The sequence below is a fragment of the Arthrobacter sp. NPDC080031 genome (assembly GCF_040702485.1).
Lineage (GTDB): Bacteria > Actinomycetota > Actinomycetes > Actinomycetales > Micrococcaceae > Arthrobacter.
In genome coordinates this window covers 98,208-118,053 of the sequence record NZ_JBFBLA010000002.1, presented here as the reverse complement: position 1 = coordinate 118,053, position 19,846 = coordinate 98,208, and the positions used below count along the sequence as shown (strand labels likewise).

Genomic DNA, 19,846 nt, shown 5'->3' with positions numbered 1-19,846 from the left:
CCGCGGGACCGCTAAGTGAGTCGGGTGATCTCGACGGTCACGGTGAGGCCTGAGCCGCCGCCGCCCGACAGGATGCCTTTCAGGGGAGGAACATCCCGGTAGTCCCGGCCCCGCGCCACGGTGACGTGAAGATCTCCGGCAGGCTTGTGGTTGGTGGGATCCCAGCTGCGCCATTCGCCGTCCCACCATTCCAGCCACGCGTGGGATTGGCCTGCGACCGTTTCACCGATGTCGGCCGTGGGCCGCGGATGGATGTAACCGGAGACGTACCGGGCCGGAATGCCGCAGCTGCGTAGCGAACCGATGGCCAAGTGGGCCAGGTCCTGGCAGACTCCTTGGCGCTGGTTCCAGGCTTCCTCGGCGTTGGTGGTGACGCCCGTAGTGCCTTTCACATAGCTCATTTCGCCGCGCATCCATTCGAAAATGGACATGGCAGTCTCGTGCGGGTTCTTTCCGGCCACGACCGCGGGAATGATGCCGAGGACTTCCTCCCCCGGACCGCTGAGCTGGGACTGCGGCAACCAGTCGCTGAACTGGTCCCGGATCTCGTCGGAAGCCATCACCTCCCAGCCGACAATCTCTTCGTCGCGGGCCACCCGTTCCACCCGGTGGACCTCAACGGTGGTGGTGGCCACCACTTCGAGGCGTTCGTGCGGCATCTGCATATCGAAGGCGGTCACGCGGGTGCCCCAATAGTCGCGGTAGGTGCTCACCGCAGCTTGCGACGGCGTGATCTTCAGCGAGGATTCAAGGACCACCTGTTGCGGGTCGGTCAACGGCGTCATGCGTGCCTCGTTGTACGACAGGGTCACTCGGCGGTTGTATTTGTAGGCCGTCTTGTGGACGATGCTCAGCCGGGTCATGAAACTTCTCCCACCCAGGCCAGTTCATCCGCCTGATTGAAGTACTTACGGGAAATCGCGTCGGAGGCCTGCGTGACAGCCTTCTGTACCCGGTCCATATGCTCGGGCAGCTCGGACATGAGATCGTCCGTGCGATGGAACTCAAGGAAGGTACGGGCCTGGCCGACGATGCGGCGGGCGTCATTGATGAAGCCCACCCGCTGCGCGGATGGATCCAACTTTGCCAGGCACTCGTCAGCGTCGCGCAGGGCGAAGACAATGGAGCGCGGGAACAAACGGTCCAGCAGCAGGAACTCGGCAGCGTGTTGGTCTCCGAAGGCCGCACGGCGGGTCCGAAGGAATGACTCGTAGGCCCCGGCGCACCGCAACATGTTGACCCAGGACATTCCCGCGGAGAGGACATCCCTGGTGGACAGCATCCGCGCGGTCATGTCGGCGCGTTCAAGTGAGCGGCCGAGGACCAGGAAAAGCCAGCTCTCGTCGTGGCTCACCGTGGTGTCCGCCAGGCCCCTGACCATGGCGGTGCGTTCAAGCACCCAGTTGCAGAAACGGTACGTACCCACCACGTCTTTTCGGTGCTGGTTCAGCCCGTAGTACGTCGTGTTGAGGCTCTCCCACAATGACGAGGACACAGTCTCGCGCGCCCGCCGCGCATTCTCGCGCGCAGCCCCCAAGGAGCCGGCAATGGACGTGGCGCTGGTCTTGTCGTAGGCGAGGGCGTGAAGAAGCTCCGGCAAGCCGAATTCCTCACTCTGCGGCCTGGCTCCCATGACAGCCAGGAGTTCCCTTGCCACGCTGCGCTGCTCCTCGAGCGGCAAGTGGTTCAGGCGCTCGAGATGGACGTCCAGGATCCTGGCCGTTCCATCGGCCCGCTCCACGTAACGGCCGATCCAGAAAAGGGATTCAGCAATACGGCTCAGCATGGGGCTGTGCCTCCTTCGGGTCCTGCGTTGTGACGATGAATGTATCCTGCTCCGGCAGCATGGCGTGCCGGATCACTGCTGCTGGTCCGATTGGCGGTCCCGCCAATTGCTTTCCACGGGCCAGACCGAGACCTGTTCGCGGACCGTGATGGAGGAACGGGGCAGCTCGACGGCGGGCAGTTGCGGGGAGTCCGAGAGAACCCAGGTGTCCTTGGACCCGCCGCCCTGGGACGAGTTCACGATCAGCGAGCCTTCCTTCAACGCCACCCGGGTCAGCCCGCCGGGCAGCACCCAGACGTCGTCGCCGTCGTTGACGGCGAACGGACGCAAGTCCACGTGCCGGGGCCCGAAGCGGTCTCCCGAGAGCGTGGGCACGGTGGAAAGCTGGAGCACGGGCTGGGCGATCCAGCCGCGCGGGTCCGCCAGCACCCGCTGACGCAAAGCATCGAGCTCCTCCCGTGACGCATCCGGGCCGATCACCAGGCCCTTGCCTCCGGACCCGTCCACCGGCTTGACCACGAGTTCCTCGAGCCGGTCCAGGACCTGCTCGCGGGCTTCCTTCTCTTCCAGGCGGAAGGTCTCCACATTCGCGATCACCGGCTCTTCGTGCAAGTAATAACGAATCAGGTCCGGCACGTAGGAATAGACCAGCTTGTCATCCGCCACCCCGTTGCCCACCGCGTTGGCGATCGTCACACCGCCCGCCCGGGCCGCGTTCACCAGTCCCGGACATCCGAGCATCGAATCGGAACGGAACTGCAACGGATCCAGGAACTCATCATCGATCCGCTTGTAAATCACATCCACCCGCTGCTCGCCGGCGGTGGTGCGCATGTAGACCCGGTTTCCGCGGCAGATCAGGTCCCTGCCCTCCACCAGTTCAACGCCCATCAACCCGGCCAACAAGGTGTGTTCGAAGTAGGCGCTGTTGAATACCCCGGGCGTCAACACCACCACCGTGGGGTCATCCACCCCCGACGGCGCAGTCTTCCGCAATGCCGACAGCAGGCGGCGCGGGTATTCCTCGACCGGCCGGATGTGCTGCTGCCCGAACGCCTCCGGCAAACCCTTCGCCATCGCCCGCCGGTTCTCCAACACGTACGACACCCCGGACGGCACGCGGACGTTGTCCTCCAGCACCCGGAACGTGCCCGCGGCATCGCGGACCACGTCGATGCCGGACACGTGCACGCGCACCCCGCCTGCCGGCTCGAAACCATGCACCGCACGGTGGAAGTGCGCACTCGTGGTCACCAACGCCCGCGGCACCACACCGTCGGCAACCACCGCCATCTTCCCGTAGACATCATCCAGGAAAGCCTCCAACGCGCGCACGCGCTGAGCCACCCCGCGCTCCAGCACGTCCCACTCGTCGGCCGGAATCACCCTCGGAACGATATCCAGCGGGAAGGGTCTCTCCTCCCCCGCATAATCGAAGGTCACGCCCCGGTCCAGGAAGGTCCGCGCCATCGACTCGGCACGCGCGCTCACATCGGCAAGCGAAAGCTCGCGGAGTGCGCCGTCCACTTGGCCGTAGGATTTTCGGGCAACGGTGCCTGGGGCGAACATTTCGTCGTAGGCGCCTGAACGGGCGGCCGCCTCGGAGTAATCCCGGAATAGCTCTGACATGGGACTCAGACAATCACCTTTTCGATTACGAACGCATTTCGCGTTCTGCATGTTGCGACACCAAGTGTTCATGGGTCCGCAGTTCGGCGCTTGCCGCTGTAGCGCTCGGTTTGTTAGCTGCAAATATACCGGGCAGGGCGGCATGGGCTGCCGGACGCGCCCGTCCGGGCCTGGACTTCGCCGGCAAGCACCACATGCGGGCCGGCATCGCCCTGCTCGGCTTGGGCGCGGTCTTCCTCATGATTAGATAGCTGGGTGTCGAATCACAACTTGGCGCGCGCTGAGGCCGCCACCCGTTCAGCCCTGGTCAGCACCCACAGCTACGATGTCTCCCTTGACGTCCGCGAAGCGGCCGATGCGGGCGTGCCGGGGTACACCAGCCGCAGCGTCATCAACTTTTCGGCCGAGCCTGGTTCCTCCACGTTCCTGGATTTCATCCACGGCGGCGTACACAGCGTCTTCCTCAATGGAAAAGGGCTCGACGTCGCCCAGGTTGTGGACGGCGACAGGATCCACCTCCGCAACCTCCAGGCCGAAAATCAGGTCACGGTCACCGGAACCGCCCTTTACAGCCGATCCGGAGAGGGCATGCACCGCTTCGTCGATCCTGCCGACGGACAGTGCTACCTCTACACGCAATACGAACCGGCGGACGCCCGCCGCGTCTTCGCGGATTTCGAACAGCCGGACCTGAAGGCTGAATTCACCTTCCACGTCATGGCGCCTTCCGGCTGGCACGTGGCTTCCAACGGCGCCGAGCTCGCCCGGACGCAACTGACGAGCGATCCGGCCACGAGCCGCTGGGACTTCGCCACCACCAAGCGGATGTCCACGTACATCACCACCGTCCTCGCCGGTCCCTATTTCCGCGCCACGGACCACTGGAGCAAGACGCTCGACGACGGGAGGAGCCTTAAGGTTCCGCTGGCGCTCTATTGCCGCGCATCCATGCAGGAGTCCTTCGACGCCGCGGAGCTTTTCCGGCTGACGAAGAACGGCCTGGACTTCTTCAACGATCTCTTCGACTATCCGTACCCGTGGGGGAAGTACGATCAGGCGTTCGTGCCCGAGTACAACCTTGGCGCCATGGAGAATCCCGGACTGGTGACCTTCACGGAGAAATACGTCTTCACCTCCCGGGCTACCGATGCCCAATACCAGGCCCGCGCCAACACCCTCATGCACGAGATGGCCCACATGTGGTTCGGAGACCTTGTGACCATGACCTGGTGGGATGATCTCTGGCTCAAGGAATCCTTCGCCGACTACATGGGCACCCTCGGCGTGGACAAGGCCACGGACTGGGACAGCGCGTGGGTGAATTTCGCGAACAAGCGCAAGTCCTGGGCCTACGTGCAGGACCAGTTGCCGACGACCCACCCGATCGTGGCCGACATTCCGGACCTGGAAGCCGCCAAACAGAACTTCGACGGCATTACCTATGCCAAAGGCGCGTCCGTCCTCAAGCAATTGGTGGCCTACGTCGGCTTCGAGGCGTTCATTGCCGGCTCCCGGCGGTACTTCAAGGATCACGAGTACGGCAACACTTCACTGGCCGACCTCCTCGAAGCCCTGGGCACGGCATCGGGCCGGGACCTTGGAACGTGGGCCCGGCAATGGCTGCAGACCTCGGGGATCTCCACCATCGCAGCCGACATCTCCGGGAGCGCCGATTCCATGGCGGCAGTCACCCTGCGCCAGGACTCCGTGGACCCCATTACGGGCAAGCAGGAACACCGCCCGCACAGGCTCAGGATCGGTCTCTACAACTTTGACGACGGCGGCCGGTTGCTCCGCACAGAGGGCGTCGAGCTGGACCTCGAAGGCGCCGACACGAAAGTAGGGGCACTCGAGGGAAAGCCACGCCCGGCCCTCCTCCTCGTTAATGACGACGACCTCAGCTATGCCAAGGTCCGCCTTGACGCTCGGTCCGAGGAAACAGTACGTTCCTCGCTGGACCGGCTCAGCGATCCCATGGCCCGGGCGTTGTGCTGGACAGCCCTGTGGGATTCAGCGCGCGACGCCGTTACCCCGGCGGCGCTGTACGTCGCCGCCGTCGAACGCTTCGCCCCTGCCGAGTCAGGAATCGGCGTCCTCCTCAACGTTCTGGGCAACGCGGTAACCGCCGTCGAGCGCTACGTCCCGGCTCCGCAACGCGATGCGGTCCGGGAGAGCCTGATGGCGAGCAGCGCGATGCAGCTGCGGACCTCCGAACCGGGTTCAGACCAACAACTCGCGTGGGCAAGGACCCTGGCAGAGCTGTCGCGGCATGACAGCGCCTACGTCGAGTTCTTCCGCGGCATTCTCTCCGGAAGCGTCATAGTGGACGGCCTGACGGTGGATGCGGATCTCCGGTGGAGCCTGTGGCAAGCATTGGCAGCCAACGGCGCCGCCGGGCTATCGGAATTGGATGCCGAACTCGCCCTCGACCACACCGCGGCCGGACGCGAAGGCCATGCACTGGCCGCGGCTGCCCGTCCCGATGCCGCCGTCAAGACGGCCGCATGGAATGCCGCAGTCAACGACACCGGGCTCTCCAATGAAATTCTGAGCGCGACCATCGCAGGTTTCTCCCTTGCCCCCTCAGGACTCCTGGACGGCTTCACGGAACCGTACTTCGACTGCCTGGAGGACGTCTGGCAGTCCCGGAGCATCGAGATAGCCGGCCGGATTGTGCGGGGCCTGTTCCCCTCAGCCCAGGATCTGCAGGCCGGAATGGCGCCGGAAGATCATCCGGTGCTTCGACGCACGGACGATTGGCTCAGCGCCCACACCGCAGCTCCGCGCGCGCTCCGGCGCATCGTCATTGAGCAGCGCAGCCATTTGTTCCGCGCGCTGACGGCCCAAGCCGCCGGTGCGTCGAAACAAGATGCCGCAGGGCCGCAGCGGGGCTGACCCAGGAGCCGGCGATACGGGGTGAACCTGGAGCTCGCCGGCATCGTCTTTAGATGCAAGCCCGGCGCTCCGCATGGGCCCTTCTTGAGGACGGTCACCATGAAGTTCCCTCGGCCCGTGCTTGCCGCCGCAGCGCTGGGCACCACCCTTTTGCTCGGAGCCTGCTTCGGCGGACAGCCGGCCGCTCCGGCGCCTGCAACGCCGACATCCCCAACGGCGAGCACAACGCCCGCCCCAAGCACGCCGTCACCTTCACTGAACAGCCCGACTCCCACAACGCCGTCGACGATCCCGACGGCGACACCAACCGCGCCTCCGGCGGTTTCGTCCCCGGCCACGCCAACCCCAGTTCCGCCACCCCCAGCGCCGCCCGCCGTCGTTCCGCCTACGGTACCGGCGGCGCCCCACATGGTTCCGCCGCCCCCGCGGCACCCCAATGGCGGCGACCGCGACGGCGACGACAACGGCGGACCGGACGACGGCGATGGAAACCGGTAGCGTGCCGCCTCGCCATAGGACAACGCTGCTCGCCGGGCTCTCCCTGGGTACGGCTATGGCGATGATGGCCGTCGCCGCTTGCAGTTCCGCCGTTCAAGGCCCGGATTCCCGCACAGTTCAGTCCGCGGAAGCACCCTTCGCGTGGTTCAACGCAGCAGCGGCCCCGGCAGGGTGGAGAACCATGGAACTTCCAGATGGCACCGGGGTCCTTTCAGTCCCATCCGATGCCGCTCCTGCGGAAAGCGACCCCGGCAGCGTATCCGCGACTGTCTCGTCGCCAACGGGCGAACTGCGGATATACCTCAACGCCACACCCCGGCAGGGCAGCGAGTCGCTGGACAATTGGAACGCCTTCAGGCTCGATCACCTGGCGGACGAGAACTCCTGGCCACCCACCAAAATCGCCGAGCGAAGCGGAATGGCTTTCCACGGAGGCACGGGTTCCTGCGTGGAGGACAGCTATATGACCCACGTCGCCAACAACCGCTACCGTGAGATAGCTTGCCTCGTAGCGGGGAGCGAGGGCAGCAGCGTCCTCATCGTGGCGGCTCCCGCCGATTCATGGCCGCTCTACAGTCCGGTCCTGGAGCAGGCAGTCAATGCGTACCGCGCAGGATAGCCCCGCGCAGCCCCTAGGGAACACGGTGCAGCCATGCTTCGGTGCCGAACTTTGATTGCACCCGCTCCCGGGCCATTGCCAATTCGGCGTCGGTGATGCGGGACTCCGTCGCGCCATAGCGCTCCGTGAAAACCTCCTGCATGGCTTTGATGATTTCGGTCCGTGCCAAGCCGGTTTGCCGGCGGAGTGGATCCACACGTTTCTTTGCACTGCGGGTGCCCTTGTCGGAAAGCTTTTCCTTTCCGATGCGCAGGACCTCGACCATCTTGTCGGCGTCGATGTCGTAGCTCATGGTGACGTGGTGCAGCATGCCGCCGTTGGCGAGGCGCTTTTGTGCGGCGCCGCCGATCTTGCCTTGCTCGGTGGCGATGTCATTGAGCGGGACGTAGAACGCTGTAATGCCCAGTTTTTCCAGGGCAGCCATGACCCACGCGTCCAGGAACGCGTAGGAGTCGGCAAAGCTGATGCCATCCACCAGGCTCTGTGGCACATAGAGCGAATAGGTGATGCAGTTTCCGGCCTCCATGAACATGGCTCCCCCGCCGCTGATGCGGCGGACCACCGTGATGCCGTGGCGCGCGACGCCGTCGGGATCCACCTCGTTGCGGAAAGACTGGAAGCTGCCGATCACAACCGACGGCTCTTCCCAGTCCCAGAAGCGCAGGGTGGGGTTGCGAAGTCCGGCGCCGACCTGCTCCGTGAGGACCTCGTCCAGCGCTACGTTGAGGTGCGTGGGAAGGACCGACGGCGGGATGACCTGCCACTGGTGGTCCGCCCACCCGCTGGCCTTGGACAGCGCCCTTCGGACAGCAACAGCGACGGCGTCGGCGGAAAAGCCGAACAGGACCGAGTCGGCAGGCAGCGCGGCGGAGACGGCAGCGGAAATCTCTGCCGGCGTCGAACCTTCCGGAAGGCCCGTGAGCGCCCGGTTGATGTCCATCAGCGCCTCGTCCGGTTCCAGGAAGAAGTCGCCACTGAGTGAGACGTTCGCGAACCGACCGTCCACGACGTCCAGGTCAATTACGACGAGTTTTCCGCCGGGTACCTTGTATTCGCCATGGAGCCGGGGGTCGCCATGTTGGAATGCCATGCTGGAAGTCATGGTTTCCATCCTGCCGGAAAACGCGAAAGCCCGCAGCCGCCGAAGATCCGGCGGATGCGGGCTTTCACAGAAGCTTGGTGGTGAAGTTGATTACTTCTTGCCGCCGAAGCCCTTGAAGCGAGCGTTGAAGCGCTCGACGCGGCCTGCAGAGTCCATGATGCGCTGCTTGCCCGTGTAGAACGGGTGGGACTCCGAGGAGATTTCGACGTCGATGACCGGGTAGGTGTTGCCGTCTTCCCACTCGATGGTCTTGGAAGAAGACACGGTGGACTTGGTCAGGAACTTGACGCCGGAAGCCAGGTCGTTGAATACAACAGCTTCGTACTTCGGGTGGATATCAGACTTCATAATGGGACCTTTTGTTCACGCAGCTGGATTTTGCCAGCTGCCAGGTATGAATGGATTCGGTCCGCGCACTGAAAACAGATAGCCAGTGCCGGGCCAACAATCAATCATAGCGGAAACCGCACCTTGCTTGAACCAGCAGCGTCAGTCGCGCGGGCGCAACTCCCAAAAAGCCACGGCAGAAGCGGCAGCGACGTTGAGCGAGTCGACACCCGCGCGCATGGGAATCTTTACCGGGACGTCGACGGCGGCGAGCGTCTCCCGTCACTACTCGAAGCCGGCGGAGTGAGGCCCCGACTACACCCCCAAATGCGGTGAGCCACTTAGCCTTCTCCCGCCCGCGAGCCGGTACGCCGCCAACATCGGTTTGCGGCTCAATGGCGTCCACAGGTGGCGGCCAGGACGGCACTGCGGCCTTACAAGCTCGGCCTGATGTCCCCTGGCTGGATCGCCACCATTTGGAACAGGCCGGTTTCCTCGCGGGCGTCTGCCCCGGTCATGCCAACGACGGCGACGGCGACGGGCATATACGGCACCAGCAACCCGCTCGGCTGCAACAAACACGTCCAAAAACCGAAAGGGTAAAGACCCGCCCACCCAACTGCAGTCAGTCGAACAACGCCAGGCCGAACTCAGCGACGACGGCCCGCAATTCCCTGAGGTAGCGCTGCGCTTGGTCGGTGAGCGGAATCGCGGCGTGGCCGATCCAGCCGATCTCGATGCGTTCGTCTACGTCGAGCGGGATGGCGACGATCTCCGGGTCGAGCTCCCCGCTGATGATGCCTGTCGAGATCGTGTAGCCGTGGAGCCCGATCATGAGGTTGAAGATCGTCGCACGGTCAGAGACCCGGATCTCCTGCTTGCTGGACAAGGTGGAGAGAATCTCCTCCGCGAAGTAAAAGGAGTTGTTCGCACCTTGATCGAAGGTTAGCCGCGGCAAGCCGGCGAGATCATCGAGATTCGCACGCACTTTCGAGGCGAGCGGGTTGTTCCGTGCAACGAAAATGTGCGGATCGGCGAGGAAAAGCGGAGTGAACGCGAGTCCGGATTCCCGAAGCAGCTTGTCGATGATCTTCCGGTTGAAATCGTTCCGGTAGAGGATGCCTATCTCGCTGCGGAGCGTCCGGACATCCTCGATGATGTCCCAGGTGCGGGACTCACGCAGCGAGAATTCGTATTCGGCCACCTCAGTGGCCTTGACCATCCGGACGAAGGCGTCCACCGCGAACGAGTAGTGCTGCGTTGATACCCCGAGCAGACGTCGTGTCGGTGGTCTGCCAAGGTAACGCTGCTCGAGGAGAGCGAACTGCTCGACGACCTGCCTCGCGTAGCCGAGGAACTCTGCCCCGTCGGCGGTGAGGGTGACCCCACGGGCGGAGCGAACCAGGAGCGCACGTCCCACCCGGGCCTCAAGGTCCTTCATCGCGGCGGACATTGTCGGCTGCGCTACGTAGAGAAGATCGGCAGCCGCGGAGATCGACCCCTCGGCTGCAACTTCTATGAAGTACCGGAGCTGCTGCAGGGTCAGTCCGCTCGAAAGCTGTGCCATAGGAAAAGTCTATATGAATGCATAGTAACGCCTAGTTACCCGATACCCCCGGGAAGGTTGCACCATGGATACATCCCCTTCTGAAAGGCCGTCTCCGGCCCATCATCAACGGATTGGCAGCTCATGGCAGACGACTTTACCTTCAGCATCACCACGACCCGCTTCGACGAGGACTACTCCCCGTCGGAAGGCTCGCGGATCACGACGAATTTCGCCAACCTGGCACGGGGCGAGCACCGCCAGGAGAACCTCCGCAACGCTTTGACCATGATTCGGCGCCGATTCAACGATCTCGCAAGCTGGGACAACCCGGACCGGGACCGTTACACGCTTGAGCTTGAAATCGTCTCCGTGCAGATAGAGTTCACTGCGGAAGGTACGGACCGGCAGTTCCCTCTGTTCGAGGTTCTCGACATCCAGATCGTCGACCAGTTGAACGGGGTCCGCCACCAAGGGATCGTGGGGAACAACTTCTCCTCCTACGTCCGTGACTTCGACTTCAGCGTAGTACTGCCAGCGGCAGCAGAGGCCTCAGGCAAGCCCACCATTCCCGAGGACTTCGGCGATCTTCACGGCAAACTGTTCCAGCAATTCCTCGATTCCCCGGCATGCCAGGAACGCTTCCCGCAGCCGCCAGTGGTGTGCATCAGCGTCTCCACGAGCAAGACTTACCGACGAACCGAGAACCATCACCCGGTCCTGGGCGTCGAGTACCAGCAGGACGAGTTCTCGCTGACGGACGCGTACTTCGCAAAGATGGGGCTGCAGGTTCGCTACTTCATGCCACGCGGCAGCGTTGCGCCGCTCGCCTTCTATTTCCGCGGCGACCTGCTCAACGACTACTCCAACCTGCAGCTCATCGGCACGATCAGCACCATGGAGACGTTCCAGAAGATCTACCGCCCAGAGATCTACAACGCGAACTCCGCCGCCGCCGTCGTCTACCAACCGAGCCTGGGAGAGCAGGACTACTCGCGCACCCAGATCGCTTACGACCGCGTCGAGCGCAGTCAGCTCGCGACCACGCAGGCGAAGTACACGGAGGAACACTTCATCACGCCCCACAAGGACCTGTTGGACCAGTGGACCGCCAAACACCCCGCTCTCGTCAACTGACCCACGGAGAATGACAATCATGAACGCACTTTTGCCCACCACCGTTGTCGGAAGCCTGCCGAAACCCTCGTGGCTCGCACAGCCGGAGACTCTTTGGTCACCGTGGAAGCTGGAGGGAGATGCGCTGGTTGAGGGCAAGGAGGATGCGCTGCGGATCGCGCTCCACGAGCAGAGCCGACGCGGCATCGACATCGTCAGCGACGGCGAGCAAACCCGCCAGCACTTCGTCACGACCTTCATCGAGCATCTCAGCGGGGTCGACTTTGAACAGCGCAAGACCGTGCGCATCCGCGATCGCTACGACGCCAGCGTGCCGACCGTCGTCGGAGCGGTGCGCCGCGAGCGGCCGGTATTCGTCGAAGACGCAAAGTTCCTCCGCGCAGCCACCGACCGGCCGATCAAATGGACTCTTCCCGGTCCAATGACGATGGTGGACACGCTCTACGATGACCACTACAAGAGCCGCGAGAAGCTCGCTTGGGAGTTCGCCACGATCCTGAACCAGGAGGCGAAAGAACTGGAGGCGGCCGGCGTGGACATCATCCAGTTCGACGAGCCCGCGTTCAATGTCTTCCTCGACGAGGTCAAGGACTGGGGCGTGGCTGCCCTTGAGCGAGCGGCGGAAGGGCTTCGTGCGGAGACCGCCGTGCATATCTGCTATGGCTACGGGATCAAGGCGAACAACGACTGGAAGGCGACGCTCGGCTCACAATGGCGGCAGTACGAGGAAACGTTCCCGCTGCTTCAGAGCTCCAGCATCGACATCATCTCGCTGGAATCCCAGAACTCCCACGTGCCCATGGACCTCATCGAGCTCCTCCGGGGAAAGAAAGTCATGCTCGGGGCAATCGACGTCGCAAGCGAGACCATCGAGACCCCGGAGGAGGTCGCCAACACCCTCCGCAAGGCCCTGCAGTTCGTCGATGCGGACAAGCTCATCGCCAGCTCCAACTGCGGCATGGCACCGTTCCCTCGGGATGTCGCACTGGCCAAGCTGAGTGCTCTCAGCGCAGGGACGAACATCATTCGCGAGGAACTCGCCCGCTCCGCCCCCAAGGTGTCATAGCGATGTTTCACGCCTACCCCGCAGACACCTGGCTCGAGGCTCCGAAGCAAAGCTTTCCGTCCTCCCTCTCGGCCGAGGAGTTCAAGGCACTGTTCCGTGGCCACCCGGGAGGTGTCGCCGTCATCACGGCCGATGCAGGCGAAGGACCGGTGGCACTGACGGTATCGTCGGTGGTGTCAGTGAGTGCGGAACCTCCGTTGCTGATTTTCTCGGTCTCGGCACTGTCCTCTGCGTCCGAGGTGCTTACGCGCGCCGAAACCGTCGTCGTGCACCTGCTGGACGCGCACGACGTCGACTTGGCGAAGTTTGGAGCGACCCCCGGCGCCGACCGCTTTGACCAGACGCACCGCTGGTCGGCCCTTGAAACCGGCGAAGCGGTGTATGACGATGTCCGCGCCTGGGTGCGCTGCGCCGTCATCGATCGCATGGAGGTGGGGACCTCCACGATCATCGCCGTTCACGCCCTGGAGTCCCGCGTGAGGCGTGACGTCCAAGCGGGCGAACCCGGCGACGCTCTGGTCTACCACAACCGTTCATGGCACCGTCTGGGCGAGCATTCCAAGCTCGAAGGCTGAGCGCCGCGCGAACAATGCGAGGCAAGGAAGACGAACGGCTCACGACGGCGGAAGCATAACCCCCGCCGTCCGCGCTTCATGGTTGGCGGCATGGACGCACAGCACGGCCAACGACCACATCCTTGCCCAGGGCCTGATTGACGATGACACCCTTGCCCAGTTGGGCGAGACAACGTTCACGATCCTGAACGGCAAGGGCCGGGACGACCTTGTCGGCCATTCCATGATTGCCACGTCGACGCTGCGATGGCACCCTAGCCGCCGGCGCAGATCCCCGGAGCGACGGCATCGCCGTAGTTGCCAGCCAGTCCATCTAAAACCACCCACAAGCATGTCCGAGGGGTGGTCATAGAAACCACCCCTCACGATGAAGGATCCCTAAACCATGACATCAGCCGTAGCCAGCTCAGGTACCAAAACCGCCTCTGCCCCACAAGAAAATGCGTCGTCTCCGGAAAAGTTCCGACTGATGCTCATGATGGCCCTCACGCTCGTTACAGGTGTGGTTGACGCGGTCGGCTACCTTGGACTTAATCACGTCTTCACCGGAAACATGACCGGCAACGTGGTGATTCTTGCGATGGCGTTGGCCGGGGCGGCGAACCTGCCAACTTTGGGCCCACTGGTAGCACTTGGCGCCTTTCTCCTCGGCGCGGCGGTCGCCGGATTTACGCTCCAGTCAAGCCCGAAAGGCTGGAACCGCAGGGTGACGCTCCTTCTCACAGCGGGTTGTATCGCGTTGACGGGAACCGCCGCCATCTCTCTCATCGTGGAAAACGTCGGCCGGCAGTCCATTGGTGTCATTGTTGCCGCCGTTATCGCCATGCACATGGGCTCCCAGGCCCTGATTGCGCGGCATTTGGGCGTACGAGACATGACCACAGTGGTCATTACTTCCACCATGACTTCCCTCGCCGGAGAATCACTTGTGGGCAAGCAACGGCCCCGGTTACTCAACCGACGGCTGGGCGCTGTCCTCGCTATGTTCGCCGGGGCCGCCAGCGGAGTACTCCTGCTCCAGATCCATTTCAGCGTCCCGATCGGCCTCGGCATCGCCATCACTGCCGCTGTGACGGTCCTGGGGAGTCGCCGCTGGCACTGATGCCGTACATCCCACCGGCTATACCGCACCACGGAGCGCGGACGATCCAGGAATCGATCACGGCTTCCCCGACATGTGTCCAGGCCGCCTGGCGCCGAACGCTTGTTGTCAAAAAGCGCCCTAAAACCTGGCAGTACATTCATAAGGTTCCCTCGACCCCCACTGACCGCAGAACTTCCTGTCCCTTTGTCGTTTTCCAACGACATGCTCGAACGCTGCGTTGCCGCCATCACTTGTCGCGATGTGAGCGAGCATCTCTAGCTCTTCAATTGCTCCTGACACCGCGGGTGGGCGGGTGCGTCACGCTCAGCCACTACCTGGTCGCGTAGAAGGCGACCGCCGACGAGGCAGCCACGTTGAGGGAGTCGACGCCGTTCATCATCGGAATCGTCACGCGCGCGTCGAGCACCCGATCGGTCTCAGGTCTCAGCCCCTCCCCCTCGGTGCCGAAGACCAGCGCCAGATGCGGGTGGTCCTGGGCGACCAGCTCGTCGAGCGTGATGGCCCCTTCGCCGAGCGACATGCCGGCCACAAAGTAGCCCGCTTCCTTGAGTAGCTCAAGGTCCCCAGGCCACGATTCGATCCGCGTCCACGGCACCTGGAACACGGTCCCCATCGACACCCGGATGGAGCGTCGGTAGAGCGGGTCGGCGCACTGGGGTGAGACCAATACAGCGTCGACGCCGATGGCTGCGGCGCTCCGGAAAATCGCACCCACGTTCGTATGGTCGGTAAGGTTCTCAAGGACCGCGATCCGTGATCGTCCTTGCATCTGAGCCCGATCCGGCCCTTGTACTTTGGAACCACCGACATTCATGTGGTCGACGACGTCCTCCAACACCGCCACCCGGTGCGCCCCGGCGAGAAGTTCCTCCAGGGGCACCGGCGCCGGCCGATGCATGGCCGCCATGGCACCGCGGTGCAAATGGAATCCGGTGATTTCCTCAAGCAGCGAAGCCTTGCCGATGTAGACCGGCACCTCCGGGAACTGTTGGAAGACGTCGTCGAGGTCTTCCAGCCATTTCTCCGCCAGGAAGAAGGATCGGGGCTGGTGGCCGGCCGCGAGGGCGCGTCGCAGGACCCGGGACGATTCGGCAATGTACATGCCCTCGAGGGGCTCGCGGAGCTTGCGGAGGTGGACATCCGTCAGTTGGGTGTAGTCGGCAACGCGCGGGTCGTCGGCGGAGTCGAGGTAGTGGAAAGTCACGTGTTCCTATTTCAGCAAGTTGGCGATCATGAAGCCGAGTGCCACGATGCCGAGGGCGAAGATCACGATGCGCAGCGCGAGGGGCTTCAGGCGCCGGCCCACTTTGGAGCCCACCAGTCCGCCGATCAATGAACTTACCGCGATGACTGCCACGACCGGCCACTCGATACGGCCAAAGGCAAACAGGAGGTAGGAGCACGCGGCCACCACGTTGACGGCCAACACGAGGATGTTCTTCATGGCGTTGGCGTTCTGGATCGTACCGGTCATGAAGATACCCAGAATGCCGACAAGCAGGATGCCCTGGGCAGCGACGAAATAGCCGCCATAGACCCCGGCGAGGTACACCAGCACCACGAGGACCACGCTGTGCCTCTTGTCGTGGATGGCGTGCTCCGGGTTGCCGGCCCTGTCCTGGACCCACCGTTGGAGTTTGGGCTGGAAGAGCACCATGATCAGCGCGACCACGATCAGGATGGGGGCGGCGTAGTAGAAGACCTTCTCCGGGAGGTGCAGCAACAGCCAGGCGCCCGTGATGCCGCCAAGCAACGACGCAGGCAAGAGCCTGAGCAACTGCCGGCCCCGGCCCCTGAGCTCGTGGCGGTAGCCCCAGGCCCCTGTCACGTTGCCTGCCACGAGCCCCATGGCGTTGCTGATGGTCGCCGTGACAGGTGCGTAGCCCACGGCGATGAGGACCGGGAACGTCACTAGCGTGCCCGAGCCGACCACGGTGTTGATGGTTCCGGCCCACAAGCCCGCGAAAAAGATCAGGATGCCGCTAAGGATCTCCACTGGTTCCCGCCCCGGCCTAGTGGCGGGCGGTGGCCGTGTAGCGGCCGGAGTTTTCGGTCACGTCCAGGGGCAGGCCGAAGGTATTGCTGAGGTGTTCTGCGGTCAGGACTTCCCCTATGGGTCCCGCCGCAACCACCCCGCCGTCGCGAAGCAGCATGGCATGGGTGAATCCCGGAGGAACTTCTTCGAGGTGGTGCGTCACGAGGACCATGGCGGGAGCGTCCTCGTCGCGGGCGAGCTCACCGAGTTTATGGACGAGCTCTTCCCGTCCGCCCAGGTCCAGGCCGGCGGCCGGCTCGTCGAGCAGGAGCAGCTCGGGATCGGTCATGAGGGCCCGGGCGATCTGCACGCGCTTGCGCTCGCCTTCGGAAAGCGAGGAAAAGGAGCGGTTCAACAGCGGGCCCATCCCCCATTCGTTGAGAAGGCCGAAGGCGCGGCGTTCGTCGTCGCGCTCGTATCCCTCCCGCCAGCGGCCAGTGACACCGTAGGCAGCGGTGACCACAACGTTCAGCACGTTCTCCTGCTCCGGGATCTGGGTGGCCAGGGCAGCGGAGGAAAGGCCGATGCGCGGACGGAGCTCAAAGACGTCCACCCGGCCCAGAGTCTCGTCAAGGATCCCGGCTTTCCCGCTCGTGGGATGCATCCGGGCGGCGGCAATCTGGAGCAGAGTGGTCTTGCCGGCACCGTTGGGACCGAGGATGACCCAGCGTTCGCCTTCATTGACCTGCCAGTCAACCTTGTCCAGCAGGGTCTTGGTACCTCGGACAACGCTGACGGAAGCCAATTCAAGAACATCACTCATAGGAGTAGACACTAGGACAAAAACAGGGGCGATAGATAACCGGAACCCGGCCGCACGGATTGCGCGACGCGTTGAGTGAAACACAAGTTCGGGCGGCGGTTCGGCGCTCGCTAAGATTGCAGCCATGAGTTCGAACTTGACCGCGGTCAGCTATGGCGTGAATTTGTCCCCTTCGGAGCTTGAACACCTGCGAAAGGTACTGTCCGGCTCGGGCGCTTCCCTCACGTCGGAGTCGCGCTCGGGGGACGAGCGTTTCGGGGTCTACACCATCGGCCTGGCCGTTGACGGGGCTACCGTCGCCGACTTATCGGGCCTTCGGCGCAGGGTCGCGGACTCCGCAGCACCGGGCATGGACACCGCGATCGTCGCCGACGCGCTGCGTGACGCCTCGCGCAAGCTGCTGATCATGGATGTGGACTCCACTCTGATCCAGCAGGAAGTGATCGAACTGCTTGCCGCGCACGCCGGCAAACGCGAGGAAGTAGCAGCCGTCACGGAGGCCGCGATGCGCGGTGAACTGGACTTCGCGCAAAGCCTTCACGCCCGGGTGGCGGTCCTCGCAGGCCTGCCGGCCGCCGTCGTCGACGACGTCCGTGCCGAGGTGCGCCTGAGCGAGGGCGCCGCGGAACTCGTGGCTGCGTTCAAAGCCGCCGGCCATGCGGTGGCGGTGGTGTCCGGCGGCTTCAACCAGATCCTGCGGCCCATCGCGGAGGAACTCGGGCTGGACTACTGGATCGCGAACGAACTTGAAATCGTCGACGGCTTCCTCACGGGCAAGGTCCTTGGCGACGTGATCGACCGCGCCGCCAAGGAGAAGTACCTTCGCGAGTGGGCAGCCGCCGAGGGAATCGACCTGGAGCACACCATCGCCGTGGGCGACGGCGCGAATGACCTCGACATGCTGGGCGCGGCGGGCATCGGTGTCGCGTTCAACGCCAAGCCTGCCGTCCGGGCGGTAGCTGACGCAGCCATCAACATGCCGTACCTGGATGCGGTCCGGTATATCGCCGGCGTTTAGCCCGACGTCATGCGCCATAAAAAAGCGGCCCGGGACTGGGTAATCCAGTCCCGGGCCGCTCCTCTATGCGCTGAATAGCTATCAGGCGCTCTTGCCGAAGTAGTCGGCGCCGCCGACGTATTCGGTGTGGCCGCTCTCGACGTCGGCCGTGACCATCTTTGCCACCTCGGCGGCGAACTCCTCCACCGAGTACAGCTTGCCGGCCTCGGCCCGGCGGGCCTCGATGGCACCCGGGTTGGAGCGGTCCAGCAGTGTCGCCGTCACGGTGCCCTCGATCATGTCGCCGGAAACCACCACGAGCGAGATGCCCTTTTCCTCCAGACTCGGCAGCAGGGCCCGCAGGGCATCCTCGCCGGCGCGCTTGCTGCGGGCAACGGGCTCGTACTCGGGCATCGTGGGAACAGTCTCGACGAAGTGCGCCTGGTGGCTCGTGACGAAGACCACACGGGACCCTTCCGGCATCAGCGGGACAGCGGCGTTGAGCATGTTGATCTGCGCATCACGGTTCAGTTTGAGGGCGTAGTCCTCCTCCATGCCGGACTCCATGCCACCGGAAGCGTTGAGCACGAGGACGTTCAGCGAACCGAATTCCTCCATGGCCGCGCTGGCCAGTGCCTGAACGCCTTCCTGGGTGGTCAGGTCCGCGCCGACGGCTACAGCGCGACCGCCGGCGGCCTGGATCTCGCCCACTACCTTGTTGGCCCGCGGGGCCTTCTGCCGGTAGTTGACGACGACGGCGGCGCCCTCGCCAGCCAGGATCTTGGCTACTTCAGCGCCGATGCCGCGTGAAGAACCGGTGACGATTGCTGTCTTGTTGTCCAGCAGTCCCATTCGTACTCCTTTATTCAAATCGTTCAACTTGTTCAAACCATCCAAGTTCTTTTAGTCCCGGGTCAATCATGCCAGCGGGACCCTGCCCTAGTGGCCCATGCCCAGGCCGCCATCCACGGGGATGACGGCACCGGAAATGTATGCGGCTTCGTCACTGGCAATCCAGCGGACCACGTTGGCGACCTCGGAAGCTTCGGCAAAGCGGCCGGCCGGAACACTCGCCAAGTAGGCTTTCTGGGTGTCTTCGGGAAGTTCGGCGGTCATGTCCGTGTTGATGAAACCCGGTGCCACAACGTTTGCTGTGATGCCCCTGCTGCCAAGTTCCCGGGTGAGGGAACGGGCGATGCCCACCATGCCGGCCTTCGAGGCCGAGTAGTTGATCTGTCCGGGGGCACCGTAGAGGCCCGACACGGAAGAGATCAGCACAACCCGCCCCTTGCGCATGCGGATCATGCCCTTCGAGGCCCGCTTGATGACCCGGAAGGCACCGGTGAGGTTGGTGTCGATGACAGACGTGAAGTCGTCCTCGCTCATGCGCAAAAGGAGCGTGTCCTTGGTGATGCCGGCGTTGGCTACCAACACCTCCACCGGCCCGTGTGCGGCCTCGACTTCCTTGAACGCGGCGTCAAGCGAGGCCTCGTCGGTCACATCGGCCTTGACGCCAAGAATGCCCTCAGGGAGGGGTGTTTCGCTGCGGTACGTCACGGCGACCTTGTCGCCGTTGGCGAGGAATGACTCTGCGATCGCCAGGCCGATGCCGCGGTTTCCGCCCGTGATGAGGACACTGCGGGCGGTTGATACTGCTTCAGACATGCTGCTCTCCAGAGTTCCGCGACAGGACTGTGCCGCTTGAAAGTGGGTGATTTCCTGCATCGATCTTAGCCGCCGGGTGCCACTGGCCGCGGGTAGCTGCG

At 63.8% G+C, this 19,846-nt stretch carries 19 protein-coding genes and 2 pseudogenes; 8 read left to right on the top strand and 13 right to left on the bottom strand.

What is annotated here, in order from left to right; translation table 11 throughout:
* Window positions 1–11: 11 nt before the first annotated feature.
* The 3 genes from AB0323_RS02395 to AB0323_RS02385 all read right to left on the bottom strand — a co-directional run bounded on the left by AB0323_RS02395 (window position 12) and on the right by AB0323_RS02385 (window position 3,415).
* A complete protein-coding gene (locus AB0323_RS02395) occupies window positions 12–863 on the bottom strand; it encodes a transglutaminase family protein (protein ID WP_366175962.1) in 852 nt (283 codons plus the stop codon).
* Window positions 860–1,786, bottom strand: a complete 927-nt coding sequence (locus AB0323_RS02390; protein WP_078108851.1) for an alpha-E domain-containing protein — start codon at window positions 1,784–1,786, stop codon at window positions 860–862. The genes AB0323_RS02395 and AB0323_RS02390 overlap by 4 nt, the downstream gene beginning before the upstream one ends.
* A gap of 72 nt (window positions 1,787–1,858) precedes the next feature.
* On the bottom strand, window positions 1,859–3,415 hold the full coding sequence (locus AB0323_RS02385) for a circularly permuted type 2 ATP-grasp protein (RefSeq protein WP_364534499.1): 1,557 nt from the start codon (window positions 3,413–3,415) through the stop codon (window positions 1,859–1,861).
* Between the two features lie 35 nt (window positions 3,416–3,450).
* Here AB0323_RS02385 and AB0323_RS02380 point away from each other — a divergent pair.
* The 3 genes and pseudogenes from AB0323_RS02380 to AB0323_RS02370 all read left to right on the top strand — a co-directional run.
* Window positions 3,451–3,639 (top strand): annotated as a pseudogene (locus AB0323_RS02380) (hypothetical protein); the annotation flags it as partial.
* Between the two features lie 31 nt (window positions 3,640–3,670).
* Window positions 3,671–6,310: an aminopeptidase N gene (gene pepN, locus AB0323_RS02375; RefSeq protein ID WP_366175961.1), complete on the top strand. Its 2,640-nt coding sequence runs from the start codon at window positions 3,671–3,673 to the stop codon at window positions 6,308–6,310.
* Between the two features lie 499 nt (window positions 6,311–6,809).
* A complete protein-coding gene (locus AB0323_RS02370) occupies window positions 6,810–7,427 on the top strand; it encodes a hypothetical protein (protein WP_366175960.1) in 618 nt (205 codons plus the stop codon).
* Between the two features lie 13 nt (window positions 7,428–7,440).
* On the opposite strand, the gene AB0323_RS02365 is transcribed toward AB0323_RS02370, so the two are convergent.
* The 5 genes and pseudogenes from AB0323_RS02365 to AB0323_RS02345 form a co-directional block, all read right to left on the bottom strand.
* Window positions 7,441–8,529: a biotin/lipoate A/B protein ligase family protein gene (locus tag AB0323_RS02365; RefSeq protein ID WP_366175959.1), complete on the bottom strand. Its 1,089-nt coding sequence runs from the start codon at window positions 8,527–8,529 to the stop codon at window positions 7,441–7,443.
* 90 nt (window positions 8,530–8,619) lie between these two features.
* On the bottom strand, window positions 8,620–8,877 hold the full coding sequence (locus tag AB0323_RS02360; protein WP_009358283.1) for a type B 50S ribosomal protein L31: 258 nt from the start codon (window positions 8,875–8,877) through the stop codon (window positions 8,620–8,622).
* 141 nt (window positions 8,878–9,018) lie between these two features.
* Window positions 9,019–9,135, bottom strand: a pseudogene (locus tag AB0323_RS02355) (rRNA methyltransferase); the annotation flags it as partial.
* 155 nt (window positions 9,136–9,290) lie between these two features.
* Window positions 9,291–9,434: a hypothetical protein gene (locus AB0323_RS02350; protein ID WP_366175958.1), complete on the bottom strand. Its 144-nt coding sequence runs from the start codon at window positions 9,432–9,434 to the stop codon at window positions 9,291–9,293.
* A 47-nt stretch (window positions 9,435–9,481) separates the two neighbouring features.
* On the bottom strand, window positions 9,482–10,423 hold the full coding sequence (locus AB0323_RS02345) for a LysR family transcriptional regulator (protein ID WP_366175957.1): 942 nt from the start codon (window positions 10,421–10,423) through the stop codon (window positions 9,482–9,484).
* A gap of 123 nt (window positions 10,424–10,546) precedes the next feature.
* On the opposite strand from AB0323_RS02345, the gene AB0323_RS02340 reads away from it, so the two are divergent.
* From AB0323_RS02340 to AB0323_RS02325, 4 genes are all read left to right on the top strand, one after another.
* Window positions 10,547–11,539, top strand: coding sequence for a DUF1852 domain-containing protein (locus AB0323_RS02340; protein ID WP_366175956.1), 993 nt, complete (start codon window positions 10,547–10,549; stop codon window positions 11,537–11,539).
* A 19-nt stretch (window positions 11,540–11,558) separates the two neighbouring features.
* On the top strand, window positions 11,559–12,605 hold the full coding sequence (locus tag AB0323_RS02335) for a methionine synthase (protein WP_366175955.1): 1,047 nt from the start codon (window positions 11,559–11,561) through the stop codon (window positions 12,603–12,605).
* Between the two features lie 2 nt (window positions 12,606–12,607).
* Complete coding sequence (locus AB0323_RS02330) at window positions 12,608–13,180, top strand: flavin reductase family protein (protein ID WP_366175954.1); 573 nt, start codon at window positions 12,608–12,610, stop codon at window positions 13,178–13,180.
* Between the two features lie 385 nt (window positions 13,181–13,565).
* Window positions 13,566–14,282, top strand: coding sequence for a YoaK family protein (locus tag AB0323_RS02325; RefSeq protein WP_366175953.1), 717 nt, complete (start codon window positions 13,566–13,568; stop codon window positions 14,280–14,282).
* 313 nt (window positions 14,283–14,595) lie between these two features.
* Here the strand turns inward: AB0323_RS02325 and AB0323_RS02320 are convergent, their stop codons facing one another.
* The 3 genes from AB0323_RS02320 to AB0323_RS02310 are packed head-to-tail and all read right to left on the bottom strand — an operon-like array spanning window position 14,596 to window position 17,083.
* Window positions 14,596–15,489, bottom strand: a complete 894-nt coding sequence (locus AB0323_RS02320) for an RNA methyltransferase (protein ID WP_366175952.1) — start codon at window positions 15,487–15,489, stop codon at window positions 14,596–14,598.
* Between the two features lie 6 nt (window positions 15,490–15,495).
* Entirely contained in the window at window positions 15,496–16,281 is a 786-nt protein-coding gene (locus tag AB0323_RS02315; protein WP_364534472.1) for a sulfite exporter TauE/SafE family protein, read from the bottom strand.
* 16 nt (window positions 16,282–16,297) lie between these two features.
* Complete coding sequence (locus AB0323_RS02310; protein ID WP_364534470.1) at window positions 16,298–17,083, bottom strand: ABC transporter ATP-binding protein; 786 nt, start codon at window positions 17,081–17,083, stop codon at window positions 16,298–16,300.
* 124 nt (window positions 17,084–17,207) lie between these two features.
* Between AB0323_RS02310 and serB the strand changes: the two genes are divergently transcribed.
* Complete coding sequence (gene serB / locus AB0323_RS02305) at window positions 17,208–18,101, top strand: phosphoserine phosphatase SerB (protein WP_366175951.1); 894 nt, start codon at window positions 17,208–17,210, stop codon at window positions 18,099–18,101.
* An 81-nt stretch (window positions 18,102–18,182) separates the two neighbouring features.
* Here the strand turns inward: serB and AB0323_RS02300 are convergent, their stop codons facing one another.
* Together AB0323_RS02300 and AB0323_RS02295 are read right to left on the bottom strand one after the other, a co-directional pair.
* Window positions 18,183–18,932 carry an SDR family oxidoreductase gene (locus AB0323_RS02300; RefSeq protein ID WP_364534466.1) on the bottom strand — a complete coding sequence of 250 codons (750 nt, stop codon included), beginning with the start codon at window positions 18,930–18,932 and terminating at the stop codon, window positions 18,183–18,185.
* An 87-nt stretch (window positions 18,933–19,019) separates the two neighbouring features.
* Window positions 19,020–19,745: a beta-ketoacyl-ACP reductase gene (locus tag AB0323_RS02295; RefSeq protein WP_234749389.1), complete on the bottom strand. Its 726-nt coding sequence runs from the start codon at window positions 19,743–19,745 to the stop codon at window positions 19,020–19,022.
* Window positions 19,746–19,846: the final 101 nt, after the last annotated feature.